The sequence below is a fragment of the Cupriavidus sp. FW305-46 genome (assembly GCF_058787075.1).
In genome coordinates, this window is sequence record NZ_JBYSZI010000039.1 from 22159 (window position 1) to 46790 (window position 24632).

20 protein-coding genes and 1 tRNA gene are annotated in these 24632 nt (G+C 67.1%); 7 read left to right on the forward strand and 14 right to left on the reverse strand.

The window, feature by feature from the left end:
* Positions 1-136: 136 nt before the first annotated feature.
* Positions 137-805, forward strand: a complete 669-nt coding sequence (locus AC3WON_RS19280; protein WP_010814879.1) for a Crp/Fnr family transcriptional regulator — start codon at positions 137-139, stop codon at positions 803-805.
* 1 nt (position 806) lies between these two features.
* Positions 807-1229 (forward strand): DUF3293 domain-containing protein, encoded by a 423-nt coding sequence (locus tag AC3WON_RS19285; protein WP_492318893.1) that lies wholly within the window; start codon positions 807-809, stop codon positions 1227-1229.
* A gap of 48 nt (positions 1230-1277) precedes the next feature.
* Here AC3WON_RS19285 and AC3WON_RS19290 read toward each other — a convergent pair whose 3' ends face one another.
* The 5 genes from AC3WON_RS19290 to AC3WON_RS19310 form a co-directional block, all read right to left on the reverse strand.
* Positions 1278-1610, reverse strand: coding sequence for a hypothetical protein (locus AC3WON_RS19290; protein WP_084187236.1), 333 nt, complete (start codon positions 1608-1610; stop codon positions 1278-1280).
* A 183-nt stretch (positions 1611-1793) separates the two neighbouring features.
* The gene (locus tag AC3WON_RS19295; RefSeq protein ID WP_492318892.1) at positions 1794-2648 is read right to left on the reverse strand and encodes a 3-hydroxybutyryl-CoA dehydrogenase; all 855 of its coding nucleotides are present in this window, start codon (positions 2646-2648) and stop codon (positions 1794-1796) included.
* A gap of 51 nt (positions 2649-2699) precedes the next feature.
* On the reverse strand, positions 2700-3137 hold the full coding sequence (locus tag AC3WON_RS19300) for an HIT family protein (protein WP_013955378.1): 438 nt from the start codon (positions 3135-3137) through the stop codon (positions 2700-2702).
* A 142-nt stretch (positions 3138-3279) separates the two neighbouring features.
* Positions 3280-6570 carry a fused isobutyryl-CoA mutase/GTPase IcmF gene (icmF, locus tag AC3WON_RS19305; RefSeq protein ID WP_492352505.1) on the reverse strand — a complete coding sequence of 1097 codons (3291 nt, stop codon included), beginning with the start codon at positions 6568-6570 and terminating at the stop codon, positions 3280-3282.
* Between the two features lie 281 nt (positions 6571-6851).
* A complete protein-coding gene (locus AC3WON_RS19310; protein WP_492352506.1) occupies positions 6852-7190 on the reverse strand; it encodes a DUF2917 domain-containing protein in 339 nt (112 codons plus the stop codon).
* Positions 7191-7399: 209 nt separating this feature from the next.
* Here AC3WON_RS19310 and AC3WON_RS19315 point away from each other — a divergent pair, with 209 nt between their 5' ends.
* Positions 7400-8806, forward strand: a complete 1407-nt coding sequence (locus AC3WON_RS19315) for an aminotransferase-like domain-containing protein (RefSeq protein ID WP_492318890.1) — start codon at positions 7400-7402, stop codon at positions 8804-8806.
* Positions 8807-8812: 6 nt separating this feature from the next.
* On the opposite strand, the gene bcaP is transcribed toward AC3WON_RS19315, so the two are convergent.
* The 3 genes from bcaP to aptA all read right to left on the reverse strand — a co-directional run bounded on the left by bcaP (position 8813) and on the right by aptA (position 13555).
* The gene (gene bcaP / locus AC3WON_RS19320) at positions 8813-10210 is read right to left on the reverse strand and encodes a branched-chain amino acid transporter BcaP (RefSeq protein WP_492318889.1); all 1398 of its coding nucleotides are present in this window, start codon (positions 10208-10210) and stop codon (positions 8813-8815) included.
* Positions 10211-10596: 386 nt separating this feature from the next.
* A complete protein-coding gene (locus AC3WON_RS19325) occupies positions 10597-12114 on the reverse strand; it encodes a CoA-acylating methylmalonate-semialdehyde dehydrogenase (RefSeq protein ID WP_492352507.1) in 1518 nt (505 codons plus the stop codon).
* A gap of 109 nt (positions 12115-12223) precedes the next feature.
* Positions 12224-13555, reverse strand: a complete 1332-nt coding sequence (gene aptA / locus AC3WON_RS19330; protein WP_492321220.1) for an omega-aminotransferase AptA — start codon at positions 13553-13555, stop codon at positions 12224-12226.
* Positions 13556-13885: 330 nt separating this feature from the next.
* Between aptA and AC3WON_RS19335 the strand changes: the two genes are divergently transcribed.
* A complete protein-coding gene (locus AC3WON_RS19335; RefSeq protein WP_492352508.1) occupies positions 13886-15352 on the forward strand; it encodes an aminotransferase-like domain-containing protein in 1467 nt (488 codons plus the stop codon).
* A gap of 381 nt (positions 15353-15733) precedes the next feature.
* On the forward strand, positions 15734-16717 hold the full coding sequence (dmeF, locus tag AC3WON_RS19340) for a CDF family Co(II)/Ni(II) efflux transporter DmeF (protein ID WP_492321218.1): 984 nt from the start codon (positions 15734-15736) through the stop codon (positions 16715-16717).
* Positions 16718-16741: 24 nt separating this feature from the next.
* On the opposite strand, the gene AC3WON_RS19345 is transcribed toward dmeF, so the two are convergent.
* From AC3WON_RS19345 to AC3WON_RS19360, 4 genes are all read right to left on the reverse strand, one after another.
* Complete coding sequence (locus tag AC3WON_RS19345; RefSeq protein ID WP_492321217.1) at positions 16742-17185, reverse strand: GNAT family N-acetyltransferase; 444 nt, start codon at positions 17183-17185, stop codon at positions 16742-16744.
* A 318-nt stretch (positions 17186-17503) separates the two neighbouring features.
* A tRNA-Cys gene (locus AC3WON_RS19350) sits at positions 17504-17578 on the reverse strand.
* An 86-nt stretch (positions 17579-17664) separates the two neighbouring features.
* Complete coding sequence (gene bfr, locus AC3WON_RS19355; protein WP_035820638.1) at positions 17665-18132, reverse strand: bacterioferritin; 468 nt, start codon at positions 18130-18132, stop codon at positions 17665-17667.
* Positions 18133-18426: 294 nt separating this feature from the next.
* Positions 18427-19419, reverse strand: a complete 993-nt coding sequence (locus AC3WON_RS19360; protein WP_492352509.1) for a Bug family tripartite tricarboxylate transporter substrate binding protein — start codon at positions 19417-19419, stop codon at positions 18427-18429.
* 106 nt (positions 19420-19525) lie between these two features.
* On the opposite strand from AC3WON_RS19360, the gene AC3WON_RS19365 reads away from it, so the two are divergent.
* On the forward strand, positions 19526-20467 hold the full coding sequence (locus tag AC3WON_RS19365; protein WP_492352510.1) for a LysR family transcriptional regulator: 942 nt from the start codon (positions 19526-19528) through the stop codon (positions 20465-20467).
* 29 nt (positions 20468-20496) lie between these two features.
* On the opposite strand, the gene AC3WON_RS19370 is transcribed toward AC3WON_RS19365, so the two are convergent.
* Positions 20497-21819, reverse strand: coding sequence for an MFS transporter (locus AC3WON_RS19370; RefSeq protein ID WP_492352511.1), 1323 nt, complete (start codon positions 21817-21819; stop codon positions 20497-20499).
* Positions 21820-22005: 186 nt separating this feature from the next.
* Here AC3WON_RS19370 and AC3WON_RS19375 point away from each other — a divergent pair, with 186 nt between their 5' ends.
* Positions 22006-22641 carry a TetR/AcrR family transcriptional regulator gene (locus tag AC3WON_RS19375; protein ID WP_492352512.1) on the forward strand — a complete coding sequence of 212 codons (636 nt, stop codon included), beginning with the start codon at positions 22006-22008 and terminating at the stop codon, positions 22639-22641.
* Positions 22642-22718: 77 nt separating this feature from the next.
* Here the strand turns inward: AC3WON_RS19375 and glmS are convergent, their stop codons facing one another.
* Entirely contained in the window at positions 22719-24557 is a 1839-nt protein-coding gene (gene glmS, locus AC3WON_RS19380; protein WP_492321194.1) for a glutamine--fructose-6-phosphate transaminase (isomerizing), read from the reverse strand.
* Positions 24558-24632: the final 75 nt, after the last annotated feature.

The following is a 24632-nucleotide window of genomic DNA, read 5'->3' on the forward strand; positions in this document are numbered from 1 at the left end:
CGTTTTCGCCTTGCCCCGGCGTGCCGCTGGTGGCACCCGCGGTTCCGTTGTGATCGTACGATAGCCCATGCCAACAACCCCGGTTGTCACGCCGGTGACAATTCCGGGTTAATCCCTACGGGAGCTTCTGCAGGCCATGCTGAACGATTTTGTCGACCGCTGCGTGTGGGCAGCAGACCTGAGTCCCGAGCAGCGCGAGCGCGTGCGCCGCGCCATGTTCGTGCACGAGTACACCCAGGGCGACTACGTCTGTCACAAGGGTGACATGGCCGAGCACTGGATGGGCGTGCTCGAAGGCATCGTCAAGATCACCACGGTTTCGCCCTCGGGCAAGTCGGTCACCTTCACCGGCGTGCCCACCGGCGGCTGGTTCGGCGAAGGCGCGGTGCTCAAGTCGGAAATCCGCAAGTACGACGTGATGGCGCTGCGCCGCTCGACCATCGCCTTCCTGCCGCGCGACACTTTTCTGTGGTTGCTGGATACCAGCCTGCCGTTCACGCGCTTCCTGCTGACCCAGTTCAACGAACGCCTGGGACAGTTCATCGCCGCCGTGGAATACGAGCGGCTGCTCGACATCGATTCGCGCGTGGCGCGCGCGGTGTCGTCGCTGTTCAATGAGCACCTGTATCCGGGGATCGGCAAGACGCTGGAGATCTCGCAGGAAGAGATCGGCCTGCTCGCTGGCATCTCGCGCCAGCGCGCCAACCAGGCGCTCAAGGTGCTGGAACAGCAGGGCCTGGTGCGGGTGGACTACGGCGTGATCGAGGTGCTGGACCTGGAGGGGTTGCGTCAGTACGGCGAATAACATGGCCAGCACCATCGACGACGCCACGCTGCAGGCCTATCGCGAGACCCATTACCGCGTGCTGGGCGACCCGCCGATGATATTGCGGGTAGACCAACCCAGCGCCCCGCTGGCGGCGCTGCACCGCGCGCTGGGCGTGGCAGCGAGCGCCTTCATTACCGCCGCCAACCCGTTCAGCCTGCGCTGCGACGACGACGCCAACGCAAAGCGCCAGCAGGCGCTGGCGCAGGACGTGGCAAGGATGGGGTTGCGCGCAATCGAAGCCGCCGGCGAGCATCCGCGCAACGGCTGGCCGGCCGAGCCGAGCTTCCTGGTGCCGGGGCTGTCGCTGGCGGATGCACGGGCACTCGGCGAGAAATACGAACAGAACGCGGTGGTCTGGAGCGGCGCGGACGCGGTGCCGCGGCTGGTGCTGCTGCGCTGAACGCCGGCCGGGCGGTGGTGCCGGGCGGCGCCTCAGCCGGTGCGGCGATCAGTGGCCGTGATGACCGCGATGCCCGTGATGACCGCGATGCCCATGGCCGTGGTGGCGATAGTGATGATGCCGATGATAGTGGTGATGGCGGCCGCGCCACTCATGGCGGCCATACCAGCGACGGCCATCCCAATAACGGTCGCCATGCCAGCCGTGATGGCGCGGCGCATACACCACGTGCGGCGGGGGTGCCACATAGACCGGGGCCGGCGCCGCATAAACCGGCGCGCCGATCTGCACGCCCACGTCCACATGGGCCATCGCCGAACGGGCCGCCAGCAGGGACATTGCGCCCGCGAGCAGCGCAGCAAAGAGAATCGGGTGAGCCATGGAGCTTGTCTTGTCGTAAAGGGAATGGGTGCACTCTACCGCGCATTCCTGTTACCGGATGCGGCGGAGTGTTTCGGCATATAACGCCGTGTAAGCGGGATTTGGCGGCAACCGGAACCGGCACCGAAAAAGCAGCGGCCGCCCGCAGGCGGCCGCTGTACCACGCGGCAAGTGCCGGGCAGCTTACTTGCTATAGACGTACACGCCGCGGCCCGTCTTGCGGCCCAGGTAGCCGGCAGCGACCATCTCGCGCATCAGCATCGCCGGGCGGTACTTCGGATCGGCAAACTCCGTGTACAGCACTTCCATCACGGCCAGCATGGTGTCCAGGCCGATCATGTCAGCCAGCGCCAGCGGCCCGATCGGGTGGTTGCAGCCCAGCTTCATGCCTTCGTCGATCTCTTCCGGCGAGGCCAGGCCTTCGCCCAGCACGCAGAAGGCCTCGTTGATCATCGGGCACAGGATGCGGTTGACGACGAAGCCCGGGCTGTTCCTGACCGTGATCGGGTACTTGCCGAGCTGCTTCGACAGGGCCTCGACGGCGGCGTGGGTGGGGTCGCTGGTCTGCAGGCCGCGGATCAGTTCCACCAGCGCCATCACCGGCACCGGGTTGAAGAAGTGCATGCCGATAAAGCGGTCGGCGCGCGAGGTCACGGCAGCCAGCTTGGTGATCGAGATCGACGAGGTGTTGGACGCGATGATCACGTTCTCGCCGACGATGCCGTCGATCTGCTTGAGGATCTTGACCTTCAGGTCGTAGTTCTCGGTGGCGGCCTCGATCACGATATCGGTGGCCTTGAGATCGTCATACGAGGTGCTGCCCTTGATGCGCGCCAGCGCGCTGGCCTTGTCGGCCTCGGTCAGCTTTTCCTTCTTGATCAGCCGGTCCAGGCTGCCCGCCACGGTGGCAACACCCTTCTGCACGGCGGCATCGCTGATGTCGACCATCACCACGTTGAGACCTACCACTGCGCAGGCCTGGGCGATGCCATTGCCCATGGTGCCGGCACCGACGATGCCCACTGTCCTGATGCTCATCTTGTCTTCCTCTGCTTGGTTGGATTGCTGATTGATCGGTTCAGGCGCGGCTCAGGCGCCCTGCTCGCGCAGCGCTGCGATGATGCGCTCGGCATGGCCCTTGAGCTGTTCCGGATCCTGCATCTCGCGCGCATGGCCGCGCAGCGCGCTGTCGGCATAGCGCGGCACGATATGGAAATGCACGTGCGGCACGGTCTGGCCCGCGGCCGCGCCGTTGAACTGGCCGATGGAGATGCCGTCGGGCGCAAACGCCGCGCGCACCGCGCGCGCCACGCGCTGCGTGGCGACGATGGCGGCCTGCGCGCCCTGCTCGGACAGGTCGAACAGGTTGACCGCGGCTTCCTTGGGCACCACCAGCGTATGGCCGTCGGCCTGCGGCATGATGTCCATGAAGGCGATGGTGTCGTCGTCCTCGTAGACCTTGATGCACGGCAGCTCGCCGCGCAGGATCTTCGCGAAGATATTGGTCGGGTTGTACTGGGTGTCCATGATCGTTGGCTTGCGGTTGTCTCGAATACGTTTGCCGTGGCGCGGCCGCCGGCACAGCCTTCGAGTGTAACGCAGGGCGGCCCTTCACTGCGGCCGCCCTGCGCGGTAATCGGGCACTGCTTGCTGCGCGGTGCCGCCGGCTCTACATATTGCGCCGGTACTGTCCGCCCACCTCGAACAGCGCATGCGTGATCTGCCCCAGCGAGCAAACCCGCACCGCGTCCATCAGCACCGCGAATACGTTCTGGTTGTCAATCACCGCCTGGCGCAACTGCGCCAGCATGGCCGGCGCCTCGGCCGCGTGGGCCTGCTGGAACGCATGCAGGCGGTCGAGCTGGCTCTGCTTCTCGGCCTCGCTGGAGCGCGCCAGCTCCAGCTTCTGCGGGATCGGGTCGCCGTCCGGGTTGCGGAACGTGTTCACGCCGATGATGGGCAGCGTGCCGTCGTGCTTGAGCTGCTCGTAGTAGAGCGACTCTTCCTGGATCTTGCCGCGCTGGTAGCCGGTCTCCATCGCACCGAGCACGCCGCCGCGCTCGGCAATGCGCTCGAACTCCTGCAGCACCGCCTCTTCCACCAGGTCGGTCAGCTCCTCGATCAGGAAGCTGCCCTGGTTGGGGTTCTCGCATTTGGCCACGCCCCACTCGCGGTTGATGATCAGCTGGATCGCCAGCGCGCGGCGCACCGATTCGCCGGTGGGCGTGGTGATGGCCTCGTCGTAGGCATTGGTGTGCAACGAGTTGCAGTTGTCATAGATCGCGATCAGTGCCTGCAGCGTGGTGCGGATATCGTTGAAATCGATCTCCTGCGCATGCAGCGAGCGGCCCGAGGTCTGGATGTGGTACTTCAGCTTCTGGCTGCGCTCGTTGGCGCCATACTTGTCGCGCATGGTCACGGCCCAGATGCGGCGCGCCACGCGGCCCAGCACGCTGTACTCGGGGTCCATGCCGTTGGAGAAGAAGAACGACAGGTTGGGCGCGAAATCGTCGATATGCATGCCGCGCGCCAGGTACGCCTCCACATAGGTGAAGCCGTTGGACAGCGTGAACGCCAGCTGCGAGATCGGGTTCGCGCCGGCCTCGGCGATGTGGTAGCCGGAGATCGACACCGAGTAGAAGTTGCGCACCTGGTGGTGGACAAAGTACTCCTGGATATCGCCCATCACCTTGAGCGAGAACTCGGTGGAGAAGATGCAGGTGTTCTGGCCCTGGTCTTCCTTGAGGATGTCGGCCTGCACCGTGCCGCGCACGTTCTGCAGCACCCAGGCGCGGATCTTCGCTTCCTCGTCTGCGGTGGGCTCGCGCTGGTTGTCGGCGCGGAACTTGTCGAGCTGCTGGTCGATGGCGGTGTTCATGAACATCGCCAGGATGGTCGGGGCCGGGCCGTTGATGGTCATCGACACCGAGGTGCTCGGGCTGGTCAGGTCGAAGCCGTCGTACAGCACCTTCATGTCGTCGAGCGTGGCGATCGACACGCCGGAGTTGCCGACCTTGCCGTAGATGTCGGGGCGCACGTGCGGGTCTTCGCCGTACAGCGTGACCGAGTCGAACGCGGTCGACAGGCGCTTGGCATCCATGCCTTCGGACACCAGCTTGAAGCGCCGGTTGGTGCGGAAAGCATCGCCCTCGCCGGCGAACATGCGGGTGGGGTCCTCGTTCTCGCGCTTGAAGGCGAACACGCCGGCGGTGTACGGGAAGCTGCCGGGCACGTTCTCGCGCATCAGCCACTTCAGCACCTCGCCGTCATCCTCGAAGCGCGGCAGCACCACCTTGCGCACCTTGGTGCCGGACAGCGTGGTCGTAACCAGCCCGGTGCGGATCTCCCGGTCGCGGATTTTCACTACGTACTCGTCGCCGCTGTAGGCTTCGCGCATCTGCGGCCACATCGCCAGCAGCTTGCGCTCGATCTGGCCCAGCGCGTTGTCGCGCTCCGCCGCCAGCGCATCCAGCGCGGCGCCATCGCCTTGCGCGGCCTGCAGCATGCGGCTCGATTCACGCAGTTGCTGGCGCTCGCGTGCAATGCGGCTCTGCTCCATCACGCGGCGGTGGTAGCCGCGCACCGTGTCTGCCAGTTCCGCCAGGTAGCGGCTGCGCGCCGGCGGCACGATCACATTCTGGCCGGTGGAGATGCGCCCCGCCTGCGCCGGCAGCACGCCCGGCTGCAGCTTCAGGCCGCGTTCGGCCAGCGCCGCGCGCAGCCCCTGGTACAGCATGGTCACGCCATCGTCATTGAAGCGCGACGCCTGCGTGCCGTAGACCGGCATGTCCTCGGCCTTGCCGTGCCATTGCTCGCGGTTGCGCTGCACCTGCTTGGCCACGTCGCGCCACGCGTCCTGCGCGCCCTTGCGGTCGAACTTGTTGATGGCGACGAAGTCGGCAAAGTCCAGCATGTCGATCTTCTCGAGCTGGCTGGCCGCGCCGAACTCGGGCGTCATCACATAGAGCGACAGGTCCACGTGCGGCACGATGGCCGCATCGCCCTGCCCGATGCCGGAGGTCTCGACAATCACCAGGTCGAAGCCCGCCACCTTGCACGCGGCGATCACGTCCGGCAGCGCCTGCGAGATCTCCGAGCCCGCCTCGCGCGTCGCCATCGAGCGCATGAAGATGTTCGGGTGGTTGATCGCATTCATGCGGATGCGGTCGCCCAGCAGCGCGCCGCCCGACTTGCGCCGCGACGGGTCGATCGAGATCACGGCGATCGACAGCGCATCCTGCTGGTCGAGGCGGAAGCGGCGGATCAGTTCGTCGGTCAGTGACGACTTGCCGGCGCCACCGGTGCCGGTGATGCCGAGCACCGGGCTCGATGCCGCTGCCGCTTGCGCATGCATCGCCTGCACCAGCGCCGCATCGGCCTTGCCGTTCTCCAGCGCGGTAATCAGCTGGGCCAGCGTGCGGCGGTCGCCACCGGCAACGGGTTCCAACGTGGCCGGCGCATAGCGCGACAGGTCGATGTCGCAGCGCTGCACCATGTCTGCAATCATGCCGGCCAGGCCCATGCGCTGGCCGTCCTCGGGGCTGAAGATGCGCGCCACGCCATAGGCCTGCAGCTCGCGGATCTCGTCCGGCACGATCACGCCGCCGCCGCCGCCAAAGACCTGCACGTGCTCGCCGCCCTTCTCGCGCAGCAGGTCAACCATGTACTTGAAGTATTCGACATGGCCGCCCTGGTAGCTGGAAATCGCGATGCCCTGCGCGTCTTCCTGCAGCGCCGCCGTCACCACTTCCTCGACCGAGCGGTTGTGGCCGAGGTGGACCACCTCGCAGCCATGCGACTGCAGGATGCGGCGCATGATGTTGATCGAGGCGTCATGGCCATCGAACAGCGACGCCGCCGTGACAAAGCGCACCTTGTTGACCGGACCGCGGCCTTGCGCGGTGGGCTTGGGCTGGGGCGCACCGCGGCGCACATCATGCACATCGGAAAGGTCGGTCATTGTCTCCACCGTCTGTGGTGTTGGCTGCCACCGCAGCGTGCGCCGGAAGTACCGCTCTGTGCCGGCTTGGCTGCAAACGCGCGGGCTGCGCCCCCGGATCGGGGCCGATCGATTATATGACGTTGACGTTAACGTAAAGCAATGAGGCGGAACCCCGAGACCGGCGTGCGTGGGACGGGCTGTCCCTATAGAGTAGGCGCCCGCGGCACGCGCCGCGCAAGCGCCCGGGCAAACAAAAGGCCACCCGCAGGTGGCCGTTCCGGCAGAGCGTGAGTGGCCGCTCAGGCCCAGATCCTGGGGCACTCCCCGAACGCATCCGTGCTGTGCTCCTCCACCCGGTGCCGCATCACCCGCAGCCACGCCACCAGCCGCCGCAGCGACCACGGTGCCGGCACCTGTGCCAGCGTGAAGCGCGCGCCCGCGCCATCGCCCGACAGCCACACCCGGTAGCCTTCCGGCAACGGCAGTTCGGCGCCCGGCTCCAGCCAGATGTCGTTGGGATTGCCTTCCACCGTCACCCACAGCTTGCCCGCCGCCGCGCAGACGGTCTGCCCGTAACCGGCGCGCCAGCTCACTGGCTGTCCGGGCTCGTCCAGTTCGAAAGTCCGTAGTTCGCGCATGTCGCACTCCTCATCAGCCCGGCGGTCTGGTCCGGTGCCGACTCCTGGATGCCGAATGACCACAGGAGCCGGCGCCTTTCTCCGCCACGCTTCCATTATTCGCATCCCTCACTACAATCCCATGTACAGTTGTGAACAGTTTTCGATGAACTGTTCAGTAGTTTTCCCTGACAGTTGCGCCCTCCGGTTTCCCCCGGCTGCCCTGCCTTATGAAACTAATCTTAGATGCTTCTACCGGAATTCCACTGACCGATCAGATCGTCAACGGCGTGAAGTCGTGGATCGGCAACCGCGAGGCTCGGCCTGGCGCAAAGCTGCCGTCGATCCGGCAGCTGGCGGCGGAGAACGGCATCAGCCGCTTCCCGGTGATCGAAGCCTATGACCGGCTGGTATCGCAGGGGCTGCTGGATTCGCGCCAGGGTTCGGGCTTCTATGTGGCGGACAGTCCGCTGGCGGGGCGCTCAGCGTGCGGCTGGTCGGATCCGAGCCTGGCCGAGGATCTTTCCGACCACATCCTCGAGCAGTTCAACCACCCCAGCGGCACGCTCAAGCTGGCCGGCGGCTTCGTGCCCGAGACCTGGCGCGACGTTGAGGGGCTGACGCAGGCGATCCGCGCGATCTCGCGCAACGAGATCGACAGCGTGATCCACTACGCCACGCCGATGGGGCATCCGGAACTGCGCCGCCAGGTGTTGCTGCGCGTGCGCCAGCTGGGCATCGCCGCCGAACTGCCGCAAGTGCTGATCACCACCGGTGCCAGCCAGGCGCTGGACCTGGTGGTGCGCCACCTGCTCAAGCCCGGCGATACGGTGTTCGTGGAAGATCCCGGCTACTACAACCTGTTCGGCCTGCTGCGGCTGCACGGGGTGCAGCTGGTGGGCGTGCCGCACACGCCCAACGGCCCCGACCCGGACGCCACCGAGGCGCTGCTGCGCCAGCACAAGCCCAAGCTGTTCTTCACCAACAGCGTGCTGCAGAACCCGACCGGGTCGACACTGGCGCCGCCGGTGGCATTCCGGCTGCTGGAGCTGGCGCGCCGGCATGGCTTCCGCTTTGTCGAGGACGATATCTTCTCGGACTTCCAGACCCACTTCACCGACCGGCTGGCCACGCTGGACCAGCTTGAGCACGTGATCTACATCGGCGGCTTTTCCAAGACGGTGTCGGCCTCGCTGCGGGTCGGCTACCTGGTGGCCGACAAGGCGCTGGTCAAGGACCTGGTCGATGTGAAGGTGCTGACCAGCGTGGCCGGCTCGCACTTCGCGGAAGCAGTCACGGCGGCGCTGCTGGAGCGCGGCGGCTACCGCAAGTATGTGGAGCGGCTGCGCCTGCGCGTGCGCGAGGCCTGCGCCAATGCCGTGCGGCAGCTGACCGGCAACGGCTGGGAGGTGTTCTGCCAGCCGTCCGGCGGCAACTTCCTGTGGGCGCGCCCACCCGGCATCGAGGATTCACGCGACCTGGTGACGCTGGGCGAGGAATACGGCGTGACGCTGGCGCCGGGCAACTACTTCCGCCCGGGCGGCGAGACCTCGGCATGGATCCGGATCAACGCCGCCTACGCCAACGAGCCGCGCGCGGTGGCCTTCATGAAGGCCGCGGCCGGGCGCGGCAGCTGAAGGCGCTCAGCCGCCGTGGTTATGCAGCACGGCATTGCGCCGCGCGTAGCCGAAGTAGATCACGAGCCCCACCGCCAGCCACACCAGGAAGGCAATCCAGGTCAGCGCCTGCAGGTGCGCCATCAGGAACAGGCAGAAGCCGATCGACAGCAGCGGCACCACCGGCACGCCCGGGCAACGGAATGCGCGCGGCAGTTCCGGGCGCGTCTTGCGCAGCACCAGCACCGCCACCGAGATCAGAGTGAAGGCCGCCAGCGTGCCGATATTGATCAGCTCGGCCAGCACGTTCAGCGGCACGAAGGCGGCAATCGCGGCAAACACGATGCCCACGGTCCAGGTGGCGAAATACGGCGTGGCATGCACCGGGTGCACTGAGGACAGCCGCTCGGGCAGCAGGCCGTCGCGCGACATCGCAAAGATCACGCGGGTCTGGCCGTAGGTCATCACCAGGATCACCGTGGTCATGCCCAGGATCGCGCCAAGGTCGACAAAGCCCGCCACCCAGTTCTGGCCCGCGAACTGCAGCGCCAGCGACACCGGGTGGTCCACGCCGGCAAACTTCGCGAACGGCACGATGCCGGTCATGATCGCCGCCACCACCACATACAGCACCGTGCACACCGCCAGCGAACCGATAATGCCGATCGGCAGGTCGCGCCGCGGGTTGCGCACCTCTTCCGCGGCCGAGGTCACCGCGTCGAAGCCGATAAAGGCAAAGAACACCAGCGCCGCCGCATTGAAGATGCCGGCAAAGCCGAATGGCGCAAACGGCTGCCAGTTGGCCGGCTGCACATGCCACACGCCCACCGCGATAAACAGCAGCACCACGCCGATCTTGACCGCCACCATCAGGTTGTTGATGCGCGTGGATTCGCGCACGCCGTAGGACACCACCCAGGTGATGGCCAGCATGATCAGGCACGCCGGCAGGTTCAGCATGGTCTTCACCCCCGGCACCGAGCCTGGCGCCGCGGTCAGCGCCGCCGGCAGCTTCAGCCCGAAGCCTGCCATCAGCGACTGGAAGTAGCCCGACCATCCCACCGACACGGCGGACGTGGCCAGCCCGTATTCCAGCAGCAGGTCCCAGCCGATCATCCACGCGACGATCTCGCCCAGCGTGGCATAGCTGTAGGTATAGATCGATCCCGACACCGGGATCGCCGAGGCAAACTCCGCGTAGCACAGCGCGGCAAAGCCGCACGCCAGTGCCGCGATCACGAACGACACCGTCAGCGCCGGCCCCGCGGTCAGCGCGCCGGTGCCGGTCAGCACGAAAATGCCGGTGCCGATGATGGCGCCGATGCCCATCATCACCAGGTCGGTCGGACCCAGCACCTTCTTCAGGCCGTCATCGCGCGCGACGGCCAGCATCGCGTCGATGTCCTTGGTGCGGAACAAGCTCATTCAGACTCCCTGCAACTGTGGCCGGGCACGCGGCGGCAAGGCGCGCAGGCCCGGAAAAAGGGCGGTAGTTTACGCCCGCCGCGGCGCGAAGGCGTCACATTGCGCGCCCGCGCGCGGCAGGCACGTCATCGAATGATAGGAAAGGCCAGGCTGGCCGGCACCGACTGCAAGCAAAGCTGCGGAAGGAGAATGTCAGCCGCCGCAGCCGGGCGCCGACAGGATCCCGCCTATCGGCAAGCCAGCACGTGCAGCGCCGGGTAACCTCGCTCAGGCATGCATGAGGATATTCACCAGCCGCCCGAACGGATCACGCACATAGAAGCGGCCGCTGGCGCCTGAACGGAGCGGGGACCGTCAAGCGATCCCCGCCCGATAGGCACAATAATCTACTTTGCCACCGGCATAGTGAACTCAGCGCCCTTGGCGATCGAATCCGGCCAGCGCTGCATCACGCTCTTGTAGCGCGTGTAGAAACGCACGCCCTCCTCGCCATAGGCATGGTGGTCACCGAACAGCGAGCGCTTCCAGCCGCCGAATGAATGCCATGCCATCGGCACCGGAATCGGCACGTTGATGCCGACCATGCCGATCTGGATCTGCCGCGCGAACGCACGCGCGATGCCGCCGTCGCTGGTGTAGCACGACACGCCGTTGCCGTATTCATGCGCATTGATCAGCGCCACCGCTTCGGCAAAGTCATGCACGCGCACTACCGACAGCACCGGGCCGAAGATCTCTTCCTTGTAGATCGTCATGTCCGGCTTGACGTGGTCGAACAGCGTGCCGCCGACATAGAAGCCGTTCTCATGGCCGGGTACGGTATGACCGCGGCCATCCGTGACCAGCGTCGCGCCCTCTTCCACGCCCTTGGCGATATAGCCCTCCACCTTCGCCTTGTGCGCAGCGGTTACCAGCGGACCCATTTCGGCGTCGGACTCCATGCCGTTGCGGATCTTCAGCGAGCTGGCGCGTTCGGCGAGCCGCGGCACGAGCTTGTCGGCGACATCGCCCACGGCCACGGCGACCGAGATCGCCATGCAGCGTTCGCCGGCAGAACCATACGCGGCACCGATCAGCGCATCGACCGCCTGGTCGAGATCCGCATCGGGCATCACCACAAGATGGTTCTTGGCACCACCCAGCGCCTGCACGCGCTTGCCGTGCTTGGTGCCTTCCGTATAGATGTACTCCGCAATCGGCGTCGAACCGACGAACGACAGCGCCTGCACATCCGGATGCGCCAGCAGTGCATCGACCGCTTCCTTGTCACCCTGCACCACGTTGAACACACCATCAGGCAATCCCGCCTGGCGCAGCAGGTCGGCAATCAGCAGGCTCGGCGACGGATCGCGTTCCGACGGCTTCAGCACGAAGGTATTGCCGCAGGCGATCGCCACCGGGAACATCCACATCGGCACCATCACCGGGAAGTTGAACGGCGTGATGCCGGCCACCACGCCGAGCGGCTGGCGCAGGTTCCAGTTGTCGATGCCGCCGCCGATGTTGTCGGTGAAGTCGGTCTTGAGCAGGTTGGGGATGCCGCAGGCAAATTCCACCACCTCGATGCCGCGCGTGACTTCGCCTTTTGCATCCGAGAACACCTTGCCGTGCTCGCGCGTGATCAGCGCGGCCAGGTCGTCGTGGTGCTGGTCGAGCAGCTCCTTGAACTTGAACAGGATGCGCGCGCGGCGCAGCGGCGGGGTGTCGGCCCAGGCGGGGAATGCGGCATGGGCGGCGGCAACGGCGTCGGCCACGTCCTGCGCGGTGGCCAGTGCCACGCGCGCGGCGACTTCGCCGGTGGCGGGGTTGAATACGTCCGCCAGGCGCTGGCCGCCGGCGCGGCGCACGGCGCCGCCGATGAAATGCTGGATCTCGGCCAGTTGCCGGTTTTCTGCGATGCTCACTTGGGATTTCCTTCGATTGCCGCGGCACGCAAGTCAGCGCGCGCCCCGGCGTGCAATCAGGGAGGCCGGACCCGCAGGTCCGGCGGCAATGCGATGCGGCGCGCGCCGCTTACTTGATGTCCTGCAGCGCCTTCTTCACCGTATCGAACAGTTCGCCGATCTGGGCTTCAGAGATGATCAGCGGCGGCGAGAACGCCAGGATGTCGCCGGTGTAGCGCACCAGCACGCCGAGCTCCAGACACTTCAGGAAGGCCTCATATGCGCGCGCGCCGGGCTGGCCGGGGCGCGGCTCCAGCTCGATGCCGGCGACCAGGCCGTAGTTGCGGATGTCCTTCACGTGCGGCGCGCCGCGTACGCCGTGCACTGCGGCTTCGAACACCGGCGCCAGCTCGGCGGCGCGGCCGAACAGGTTTTCGCGCTGGTACAGGTCGAGGGTGGCAATGGCGGCAGCCGCGGCCAGCGGGTGGCCGGAGTAGGTGTAGCCATGCAGCAACTCGATCGCGCCCGGCGCGGCCGAATTGACCACGGTGTCATGCACTTCGCGGCGCACGGCGACGGCGCCCATCGGCACCGCGGCGTTGTTGATCGCCTTGGCCATGGTGATCAGATCCGGCGTGACCTTGAAGCGCTCGGCCGCGGTGGCGGCGCCGAGGCGGCCGAAGGCGGTGATGACCTCGTCGAAGATCAGCAGGATGCCATGCTTGCTGGTGATTTCACGCAGCTTTTCCAGGTAGCCGACCGGCGGCACCAGCACGCCGGCGGAGCCGGCCAGCGGCTCGACGATCACGGCGGCAACGTTGGACGGGTCGTGCAGCGCCAGGACGCGCTCAAGCTCATCGGCCAAGTGCGCGCCCCACTGCGGCTGGCCCTTGGAGAAGGCGGCCTCGGCGATATTCAGCGTGGCCGGCAGGTGGTCGGTGCCCGGCATCAGGTTGGCCGAGAACGCCTTGCGGTTCGGGCCGATGCCGCCCACCGCCATGCCGCCGAAGCCCACGCCGTGATAGCCGCGCTCGCGCCCGATAAAGCGCGTGCGCTGGCCTTCGCCGCGTGCACGGTGGTAGGCCAGTGCGATCTTCAGCGCGGTGTCGACCGACTCCGAGCCCGAGTTGGTGAAGAAGATGCGGTCCAGCCCCTGCGGCATGATCGCGGCCACCTTGGTGGCGGCCTCGAACGACAGCGGATGGCCCATCTGGAACGGTGGCGCATAGTCCAGCGTGGCAGCCTGGCGCGCTACCGCCTCGGCGATTTCCTTGCGGCAGTGGCCGGCGGCCACGCACCACAGGCCGGCGCAACCGTCCAGGATCTGGCGGCCGTCGTGGGTGGTGTAGTACATGCCGCTGGCCGACGCCAGCAGGCGCGGCGCCGCCTTGTACTGGCGGTTGGCGGTGAAGGGCATCCACAGGGCATCGAGATCGGGAATCACGGTCTTGGCGGCGTCCATACGTCCTCCTAGGGGAAATCGGGTCGGATTGGCTGGTGGCACGCTGGCTGGCAGCGCGGCGGGCAATGAGGGCCACTCTACCGGCGGCGTCTGGCCGACAAAATATACAGTCCGGACAAGACTGCCTTACCGTGCAGTTTGAACATGCCAAACCGTACAGGCAAGAGCCATCGGGGGGCCGCCAGCCCGCTGCCGTACCACGACCCGCTCTGGACCGCGGTACGTCATTCCACGCTGCACTGCGGCAAATTTCGCTTTGCGGAAAACCACCGCACCCTGGCCTGCCTCCAACCGCTAAACTGTACAGGTTCACGCTTGCCCGAGTGCCTGATGCTGACCCTGACCCTGACCCTGACCCGCAGCCGCCGCGACGGCGACACCCTGACCGAGCAGATCGTCGCCGGCATCGCCGCACTGGTCGAGCAGCGCGCGCTGCGCGCCGGCACCGCCCTGCCCTCGGTGCGCCGCTTTGCCCAGCACCACCACGTCAGCACCTTCACCGTGGCCGAGGCCTACGGCCGGCTGACCGCGCTGGGCTACCTGGCGGCACGCCCGGGCTCGGGCTATACCGTGGCCCATCGCCATGCCCCGGCCGGGCACGCGCGCGCGCCGCAATGGGAGGCGCCGGGACTGAACGCGGCGTGGCTGCTGTCGGATGTGTTCGCCGACCACTCGGTGCCGATCAAGGCCGGCGCCGGCTGGCTGCCCGGCGACTGGCTCAATGAGGAAGGGCTGCACCAGGCCATGCGCGCCTCGGCGCGCGTGCCGGCGGCGCAGCTGTCGGGCTACGGCCATCCGTACGGCTTTGCACCGCTGCGCGAGCATATCGCCGCCGGCCTGGGCCAGTACGGCATCCCGCTGCAGGCGCAGCAGGTGGTACTGACGCAGGGCGCCACACAGGCGCTGGACCTGGTGGTGCGCACGCTGCTGCGTGCCGGCGATACGGTGCTGGTGGAATCGCCCTGCTACTGCAACCTCCTGCAGATCCTGCGGCTGGCGGGACTGCGCGTGGTGGGCGTGCCGCGCTCTGCGGCGGGGCTGGATACCGATGCGCTGGACGATGCCATCCGCGCCCATGCCCCGCGCGCGCTCTTTATCAATACCGTGCTGCAGAACCCGACCGGCGCCAGCCTGAGCAGCATGAACGCCTTCCGCGTGCTGCAGCTGGCCGAGCAGCACCGGCTGCTGGTGGTCGAGGACGATATCTACCGCGAGCTGGCGCCGGCCGGCTCGCCGATGCTGGCGGCCATGGACGGGCTGTCGCAGGTGGTCTACATCAACGGCTTTTCCAAGACCATCACGCCGTCGCTGCGGGTCGGCTATCTGGCCGCCAGCCCCGACCTGGCCAAGGCCTTCGCGCGCACCAAGATGGCGGTCGGCCTGACCTCGTCGGAAGTCACCGAGCGGCTGGTCTACTCGGTGCTGACCAGCGGCCACTACGGCCGCCACGTGGCGGCGCTGGCCGAGCGGCTGCGCGCGCAGCAGGATCGCGTGACGGAAAAGATGGAAGCCCACGGGCTGGAGGTGCTGCTGCGCCCGGAGGGCGGGATGTTCGCCTGGGCGCGCCTGAACGAGGCGGCACAGGCGCGGCTGCAGGCCAGCCGCCGCGGCGGGCCGCTGCACGGCAACCGCCTGGCCACGCTGGCGCTGGAGCATGGCATCTGGCTGGCGCCAGGGTCGTATTTCGAGCCGGACGAGACCGATTCGCCGTGGATCCGCTTCAATGTGGCCACCGGCGATGCGCCACAGCTGTGGCAGTTCTTCGACCGTCTGGCGCAGGCACCGCGCGCGGCTTAGCACCCGCGCAGGATCGAGCGGTCAGCTCCAGAGGCGCTCGACCAGCCAGCCCGCGGTAGCGCAGAGTCCCAGCCAGGCGGTCAGGCAGATAGCGATAAATCGATAGCTCATCTCGGAATGGACAACAAAGTCGTGAAGGCAGTGTGAATTTTTCGTTGAATCATACATCCATTCATGAATGTATGTAAGGACGGCGTGGATTCCCCGCTGACAGCCAGGGTCTATTTGTGTACCGCAGGGAGCACACAAAGTGCGCGCCAGCTGTCCCTGCAGCCGTCAGGGACGCGGCCGCCGAAGCGCCGGGGCTCTGCTACCCTTGTGCCTGCATTGCCCCACGCGGGGTGACGATTTCAGCTCTCAAGCGCGCAGCAGAACCAGACCATGCATAGCCACGACCTGTCCGCCTGGACCCACAGCCACGCTTTCGACGCCGGCAACCGCGCCGCCGAACGCGGCACACGCCTGGTGATGGCGATCACCGCCGCCACTATGGTGGTAGAGATCGCTGCCGGCCTTTGGTTCAACTCGATGGCGCTGCTGGCCGATGGCTGGCACATGAGCTCGCACGCGCTGGCCATCGGCCTGTCGGCCTTCGCTTACGCCGCCGCACGCCGCTACGCCGGCGACCGGCGCTTTGCCTTCGGCACGTGGAAGATCGAGGTGCTGGCCGGCTTTGCCAGCGCGGTGTTCCTGCTTGGCATCGCGGCGCTGATGGCGGCCGGCTCGGTCGAGCGGCTGCTCAGCCCGCAGGACATCCACTACCGCGAGGCCATGGCCGTGACCGCGCTCGGCCTGCTGGTCAACCTGGGCTGCGCGCTGATCCTGGGCGGCCATGCGCACGGGCACGACCACGGGCACGACCATGGCCACCATCACCACGGCCATGATTACGGCCACGGCCACCACCACGACATCAACCTGCGCGCCGCCTACGTGCATGTGCTGGCCGACGCCGCGACCTCGGTGCTGGCGCTTGTCGCGCTGGCCGGCGGCTGGTGGCTGGGCTGGGCGTGGCTGGATCCGGCGATGGGTCTGGTGGGCGCCGCGCTGGTCGGCAGGTGGGCCGTCGGGCTGCTGCGCCAGAGCGGCGCCGTGCTGCTGGACCGCGAGATGGACCATCCGGTGGTGGAAGAAGTGCGCGAGGTGCTGGCGGGCCTGGACCCTGCCGATGCCAACGGCGAGGAGCGCACCAGTGTGACCGACCTGCATGTCTGGCGCGTGGGCCGGCAGCAGTTTGCCTGCATCGCCTGCCTGGTCACGCACGATCCGGCGCTGACCCCGCAGCGCGTGCGCGAGGCACTATCCGTGCATGAAGAACTGGTGCACGTGACGGTGGAGATCAGCCGCTGCGAGGGCGCGCACTGAGGCGTGCCATCGGTGCATGCGGGTTCAGTCCAGCTCGCACCACATGCATAGCGGCGGCGTATCGGTATGGCGGTGGAATTCGCTCGATGACATGACCTCGGCCGGCAGCTTCGCGGCCGGCACCAGCGTAAAACCGTAGCGCGCGAAATAGCTCGGGCAGCTCGAGGCCAGCAGCACCGCGCGCCGCGCGCCATTGGCGCGTGCGCGCATCAGCGCGGCGCGCACCACATGCGTGGCCACGCCCTGGTCGCGGTGTTCCGGCAATACGGCAACGCTGCGGATCACCACGGTCTCGCCGAAACGCTCGCCGGCAGCGCAGCCAATGATCTGCGATCCAAGGATGGCAACGTGGAAGTGCTCGAGCAAGCGTGCCACATCGTCCACGGGCAGGCCGCAGCGTTCCAGCACGCTGCCCACGGCTGGCGCGTCCGAGGGCATGGCCGCGCGGATCCGCAAGTCCTTGATCATCTGGAGCCTCTCTTTTTCACATCACCTCGCGACGGGAACACCATGGAAGCCCGGACATGGTTGTGCCGCCATCCGGCGGCACGGGTTGCACGCAGGCCATGTGGCCTGTCAGGCAACATTACCCGATTCAGTGGCGTTGTTCTATTGGGGAAGTAACGGAAACGGGAGGCCGAAACGGCCCGCGCCATCGCGCCAATTATGCGCAGCACCGCATGGCTGCCGTGCAAGACGAGTCACTGTGACAAGCCCATGAAAACCGGGGAAATTGCGCGGGCGCGCACAAGACGGCCCGGCAACTTGTGCCAGGCAAGGAAAGACTGGAGGCGGGGATACGGAATCGAACCGTCGTATACGGCTTTGCAGGCCGTTGCATCACCACTCTGCCACCCCGCCGCTGACGCCGCGTCTGTGCGACGCTACGTGCTGCGGGCCGCAGTGTAGCGGGAAATGGAAATCTTTGCAGGAGACGGGGCCGGCCCCTAACCCATCGCGGACTGGATGTAGTTCTGCAGCCCGACCTTGTTCACCAGTTCCAGCTGCGCCTCGAGCCAGTCGATATGCTCCTCGGTGTCGGCGAGGATATCGACCACGATCTCGCGCGAGACATAATCGCCGACCGACTCGAAAAACTTGATCGCTTCCTTGCAGCTGGCCTGCGACACCTGTTCGAGCTTCAGGTCGCAACCGAGCATCTCCTCGGTGTTCTCGCCGACCAGCAGCTTGTCCAGGTCCTGCAGGTTGGGCAGGCCATCGAGCAACAGGATGCGCTCGATCAGCTTGTCCGCGTGCTTCATTTCCTCGATCGATTCCTCGTACTCGTGCTTGCCCAGGGCACCGAGCCCCCAATGCCGGTACATGCGGGCATGCAGGAAATACTGGTTGATCGCGGTCAACTCATGCCGGAGCTGGCCATTGAGCAACTGGATCACCTTCTTGTCGCTTTTCATGACTGCCCCCAACGACCCCTCGAAACTGATGGACCTACTCTCATTTTCGTAAACACGAAAACCCCGCAGTGATTATCCCGCCGCGAACTTCATGGTAGTCCGGCAAGAGCGGACATCAAGCAAATTCGGCCTCGCCGCCGCATTTTCGCCGGGTTTTCACGCGCTATTGCGGATGCGAATACCAATGGTTTCCATTCGACTTTCAAAAGCGCTTCGCGCGGCATCGTGCAAACAGAAAAGCGGGCGCACACGGCAATTGCCGCGCCGCCCGCCGTCGGGAGCCAGCCGTGAAAATCAGTCGAGCTTCGCGCCTGAATCCGCCACCAACGTCTTCAGCACCGGCCAGTCGCGCGCATACAGCGCCTGCGCCTCGGCCGGCGAGCTGCCCACCGTGCGCAGCCCCAGCGCGACCAGTCGCTCCTGCATGTCGGGCGCCTGCAGGATGGCGCGCACTTCGCCTTCAAGCCTGGCGAGAATCGGCGCGGGCACGCCCACCGGCGCCACCAGGCCGATCCAGCCGACGGTCTTGAAGGCGCTGTCCTGCATGCCGGACTCAGCGAAGGTGGGCATGTCAGGCAGCGCGCTGCTGCGCTGCGTGCCGGTCACCGCCAGTGCCTTGAGCTTGCCGCTCTGGATATAGGGCTTGGCGGTCAGGATGCTGGCAAAGCCGAACTGCACCTGCCCGCCCAGCAGGTCCTGCATCATCGGCGCCTCGCCCTTGTAGGGCACGTGCGTGGCCTGGCCGTGCACCAGCTTGCTGTAGTAGGCGCCGCTCAGGTGCGACAGCGAACCCACGCCCCACGAGGCATAGCTGAGCTTGCCCGGCCGGCTGCGCGCGTACTCGCCCAGTTCACGCACGGTGCGCACCGGCACCGACGGATGGGCCACCAGCACCAGCTGCGCATCGGCCAGCACGCTGATCATGGTCAGGTCCTTGCGCGGGTCGTAGGGCAGTTTCTGGTACAGGAACTGGTTGGTCAGCACCGACTGCGTCAGGGTCATCAACAGCGTGTAGCCATCCGGCGCGGCCTTGGCCACGGCGTCGGTGCCGATGATGCCCGAGGCGCCCGCCTTGTTGTCCACCACCACGGGCTGGCCCAGGCGCTTGCTGAGTTTTTCGCCCATGGCACGGGCGATGGTGTCGGTGCCGCCGCCGGCCACATAAGGCACCACGATGCGGATCGGCTTGGCGGGATAGGCCTGTGCGGCGGCGGGCAGGGCCAGGCTGAGCGAAAGCCCGCCAGTCAGCCCGCCAGCGGCCAGCGCGAGCCATGCGCGTCGGTTCATGTCGTCTCCAGGTCGTCTTTATGGTTTTGAAGGACAACGTTAGCGGGCTTGAGAAATTACGTCCAATGCAATATTTTTCAGTTTTTGATGCATAAAAGATTAATTCATGGGACTAAGGCAGCTGCATCACTTCGTCACGCTGGTCGAGCAAGGCAGTTTTGCCCGTGCCGCCAGCGCCCTGCACCTGTCGCAGCCGGCGCTGACCCGCAGCATCCAGGCGCTGGAAGCGGACCTGGGGCCGCTGATCGACCGCAGCTACGGCAAGGTGAGGCCAACCGCCGCCGGCATGCTGGCGCTCGAGCGCGCGCGCCGCATGCTGCGCGAACAGCGCGAGTTGCGGCGCGACCTGCAACTGCTGGAGGAAGTAGAGATCGGCACGATCCGCGCGGGCTTCGGGCCGTTCGCGGCATCGTTCCTGCTCGATCCCGTGCTCGAGACATTGGTGCGGCGCTACCCGCATCTGCGCATCGACCTGGAGACCGCGGACACGCCGGCCATGCGGCGTTCGCTCGAAGCGGAACGCCTCGATGTCTTTGTCGGCGAAAGCCGCAGCCTGGCGGAACTGGGGCACCTGCAGATTGACCGGCTGCCGGCGCTGGAAACGGCATTCTTCGTGCGCAGCGGGCACCCGCTGGCGCGGCAGCGCGAAGTCAGCCTGGCCGAGCTGCGCGCCTATCCGGTGGCAGGGACGCGGCTGCCGGCACATATCCTGCGCTTCTTCCGGCAGGCACTGCATGAAGCCAGCGGTGGCAGCGGTCCGGTCTCCGAGGACGCGCCCGGGCTGATGACCGTCACCTGCAACGACATGCACGCGCTGCGCTCGCTGCTGCTGGCCGTCGATGCCGTGGCGCTGGTACCCGTGGCGATGATGGCCGAGGCCTGCGCGCAAGGCATGGCCGTGGCCCTGCCGATGCACTCGCCAACCGAGCTGAGGGCGCAGTATGGGATCGTGTCGCTGGCCGGGCGCTCACCGTCGCCGGCCATGCGCGTCTTCGCGGCGCTGGTGCATGAAGCGGTGGCGCAAGCCGGCGGCGATGCCGGGCGGTAGGCCCGGGTCATAGCCCGGGCGTTGGGGATTCAGCCAGCTGCCACCGCGGGCTGCCCCGCTTCGGCACGCGACGGCAGGTGCGCGGCCAGCCGGCGGCGCGAGCGCTCAGGGTTGACCACGTACAGGCCCGCCAGCGCCGCCACCACCATGATCGCGCCGCAGACGGCCAGGCCCAGCTCGAAACCGCGTGCCCCAGGGACGTTCTGCACCAGCACGCCCGTGACCAGCGGCGCCAGCACGCCAGCCAGCGACGACACCGACGCATCGATGGCGAGGATCGCACCGCGCTGCCCCGCCGGCACCACCTCAGCCAGCATCGCCGGGCCCAGCGAATAGATCGCCGGCGCGCACACGCAGGCCACTACCAGCAGGCCCACCCGCATGACCGGCGTGGTGTCCGGCCACAGCAGCAACAGGAAGAATCCGCCTGCCAGCAGCAGCATGCCGGCCGAGACCCGCCCGCGCGCCACCCGCGACGACACGCCGCGCGCCAGCAGCCGCTCAGAGAACCAGGCAATGGCCAGCGTCAACGGCAGGTTGGTGCCGATGATCAGCGCGAACAGCTTGCCGCTGACGGCGTGGTCGAAGCCCAGCCCGCTCTGCAGGTAGGCCGGGATCCAGGTCAGGCACAGCGCCAGGCCCCAGTATGCCGCCAGCCGCAGCGCGAAGCAGCCCAGCACCGTGGGATCGCTCAGCAATACCCGGTACGGCAGGCGCAGCGGCGCGCTGGCGGCCACGCAGGCGTGGGGCGCAGCGTGCCCCGCCGGGCGCTCGTCGAGCGTGCCTTCGCGCCCGAGCGCCAGCCAGGCCACGGCCCACAGCACGCCCAGCGCCGCCAGCACGTAGAAGTTGGCACGCCAGCCCCAATGCACGGCAACCGCCGGGATCAGGAAGCCCGCCAGCACGATGCCGATCCCGGCCCCCTGCGTCAGCACCGCCACGGGCAGGTTGCGCCGGCGGTCCGGAAACCACTTGTAGCAGGCGTGGATCGCCACTGGCGCAGCCGGCCCTTCCATGAAACCCAGCAGGATGCGCGAGACGATCAGCACCGCCAGGCTGGACGACAGCGCCAGCGGGATCTGGCACAGCGACCATGCCAGCGCCATGCAGACCAGCAGCCGCGAGGTCGGCGTGCGGTTGGCAAGAAAGCCGCCCAGCACGCCGGACACCGCGAACAGCCAGAAGAAGCTGCTGCCGACCAGGCCGAACTGCGCCGGCGTCAGCCCCAGTTCATCCATCATCGGCGCGGCCAGCAGGCCCACCACCATCTTGTCCATGGCGTTGACCACCAGGAAGAAGAACAACAGCACTGCGGTCAGCCACGCGCGGCGCGGCTGGTAGGACATGGTCATGCGAGGTCTCCGGGAGGGCACTTATCGATCTCCGGGCGGCACCCGATAGGCTTGGCGCCGCTCAATTCGTAATATTGATTACGTTTTTGAGCCAGTATGTTGGCCTGATACAGTTCACGACATCCGTAAAAACGCGGACATGACGGGGCGGGCCCAGGCCACGCCCCGCGGGGAGAAAGGGTCGTCATGGAAAACAAGCTGACCGGGCTGGAGGGCCACGCCGGCTATGCCGCACCGCGCTATTCGCGCGGCCTGCGCACCACGCTGCTGCTGCTGGAAGCCGGCCGCCGGCTGCTGCGCGAGCGCACGCTGGAACAGGTCTCGATCCACGAGATCTGCGCGCACGCAGGCGTCACGACCGGCGCGTTCTACAGCCGCTTCGAAGGCAAGGAGAGCTATTTCAAGGCGCTGCAGGTCCTGGTGCTGACCACGCTGCGCAAGGCCATGGCAGAGCGCCTTGCGCAACTCGACACACACCCGCCGACGCTGGAAGACGCCGTGTGCATGCTGGCGCGCGACAGCCGCCTCTGGGCTTACCGCAATGCTGGAGTGCTGCGTGCCTCGCTGGTTGCCCGCGTCACCAGCGGCGAGGATCCGATCCGGCAGCTCAACCGGCAGTACATGGACGACCTGGCTTCGCGCCTGGCACGGCTGCACCCGGCGGGCGCCTCGCCGGAACTGGAACTGCGCATCCGCTTTGCGCACCAGGCGCTGGCCGGCATCCTGCTGTACGCGCTGATCAACCGCGACAGCACCTTTGCGCTGTCGGACCGGCGGCTGGATATGGAGATGGCGCGAGCGTTCCTGCTGTACGTGGCATAGCCAGGCGCCGCCAATGCAAAGAGGCCCCGCGGGGCCTCTTTGTTCTTCCAGCAAAGCGCGGCGGGGCTTTCCTCGTCTTACTCCACCGTGACCGACTTCGCCAGGTTACGCGGCTTGTCCACGTCGGTGCCACGCGCGCAGGCCGTGTGATAAGCCAGCAGCTGCAGCGGCACCACGTGCAGGATCGGCGAGAGATCGCCGTAGTGCTCGGGCAGGCGGATCACCTGGATGCCGTCGGACGACTGGATCTGCGTGTCGCTGTCGGCAAACACGTACAGGCGGCCACCGCGGGCGCGCACTTCCTGGATGTTGGACTTGAGCTTTTCGAGCAGTGCGTCGTTGGGGGCGACGGTGACCACCGGCATGGCTTCGGTGACCAGTGCCAGCGGGCCGTGCTTGAGCTCGCCCGCCGGGTAGGCCTCGGCATGGATATAGGAGATTTCCTTGAGCTTGAGCGCGCCTTCCAGGGCGATCGGGTAATGCAGTCCGCGGCCGAGGAACAATGCGTTCTCGCGGCGCGCGAAGTCTTCCGACCAGGCGATGATCTGCGGCTCCAGCGCCAGCACGCCATGCAGCGCGGCGGGCAGGTGGCGCAGGTTGGTCAGGGCCTTGGCCTCGGCGTCTTCGGTCAGCAGGCCGCGCACCTTGGCCAGCGCCAGCGTCAGCATGTAGAGCGCGGCCAGCTGCGTGGTGAAGGCCTTGGTCGAGGCCACGCCGATCTCGGTGCCGGCGCGCGTCAGGAAGCGCAGCTCGGTCTCGCGCACCATGGCGCTGGTGGCCACATTGCAGACCGCCAGCGTGTGCACGTGGCCAAGCGCGCGCGCATGGCGCAGCGCGGCCATGGTGTCGGCGGTCTCGCCGGACTGCGAGATCACCACCACCAGCGCGCGCGGATTGGGCACGGTCTCGCGGTAGCGGTATTCGCTGGCGACCTCGACCTGGGTCGGGATCCTGGCAATGCTCTCCAGCCAGTATTTGGCGGTGCAGCCGGAGTAGTAGCTGGTGCCGCAGGCCAGGATCAGCACGCTGTCGATGCCGGCAAAGACCTCGGCGGCGCCGCTGCCGAACAGCTCCGGCGCAATGCTTTCAATGCCTTCCAGCGTGTCGCCCAGCGCGCGCGGCTGCTCGAAGATCTCCTTTTGCATGAAGTGGCGGTACGGGCCCAGCTCCACCGACGCGGCGTGCGCTTCGACCACGCGCGCCTCGCGCTCGACCGGGTGGTCGTCGATGTCGTGGATGGTCACGCCGTCCAGCGTGAGCTCGACCACATCGCCCTCTTCCAGGTAGATGATGCGGTTGGCGGTGCCGGCCACGGCCAGCGCGTCGGAGGCCAGGAAGGCCTCGTTCTCGCCCAGCGCCACCACCAGCGGCGAACCGGCGCGCGCGCCGACCACGCGGCCGGGCTGGTCCTTGGCGAACACGGCGATGGCGTAGGCGCCGTGCAGGCGCTTGGTCACCGCGCGCACCGAGGCAAACAGGTCGCCGCGCGTGGCACTGCTGGGGTAGGTGTAGGCCTGGTGGATCAGGTGGGCAACCACCTCGGTATCGGTCTGCGATTCAAAGCCGTAGCCGACCGCGCGCAGTTCTTCGCGCAACGGCTCGTAGTTCTCGATGATGCCGTTGTGCACCAGCGCGATGGTCTCGCCCGACAGGTGCGGGTGCGCGTTGACGGTATCGGGCTTGCCATGCGTGGCCCAGCGCGTATGCGCCACGCCGGTGAAGCCGGACAGGCCGGAAGCCTGCGTCTGCGCCTCCAGGTCGGCCACGCGCGACACGGTGCGCGCACGCTCGACCGCATCGTCGCGCACGACGGCGACGCCGCACGAGTCATAGCCGCGATACTCCAGGCGGCGCAGCCCTTCGATCAGGACCGGAACGATATTGCGCGTGGAAACCGCGCCGACGATGCCACACATGCTGAACCCCCGTTTGCTGGCGCCCTGCCCGTAGACCTCAGGCGCCGGTATGAATCCTGTGGCGCCGCCTGGAGT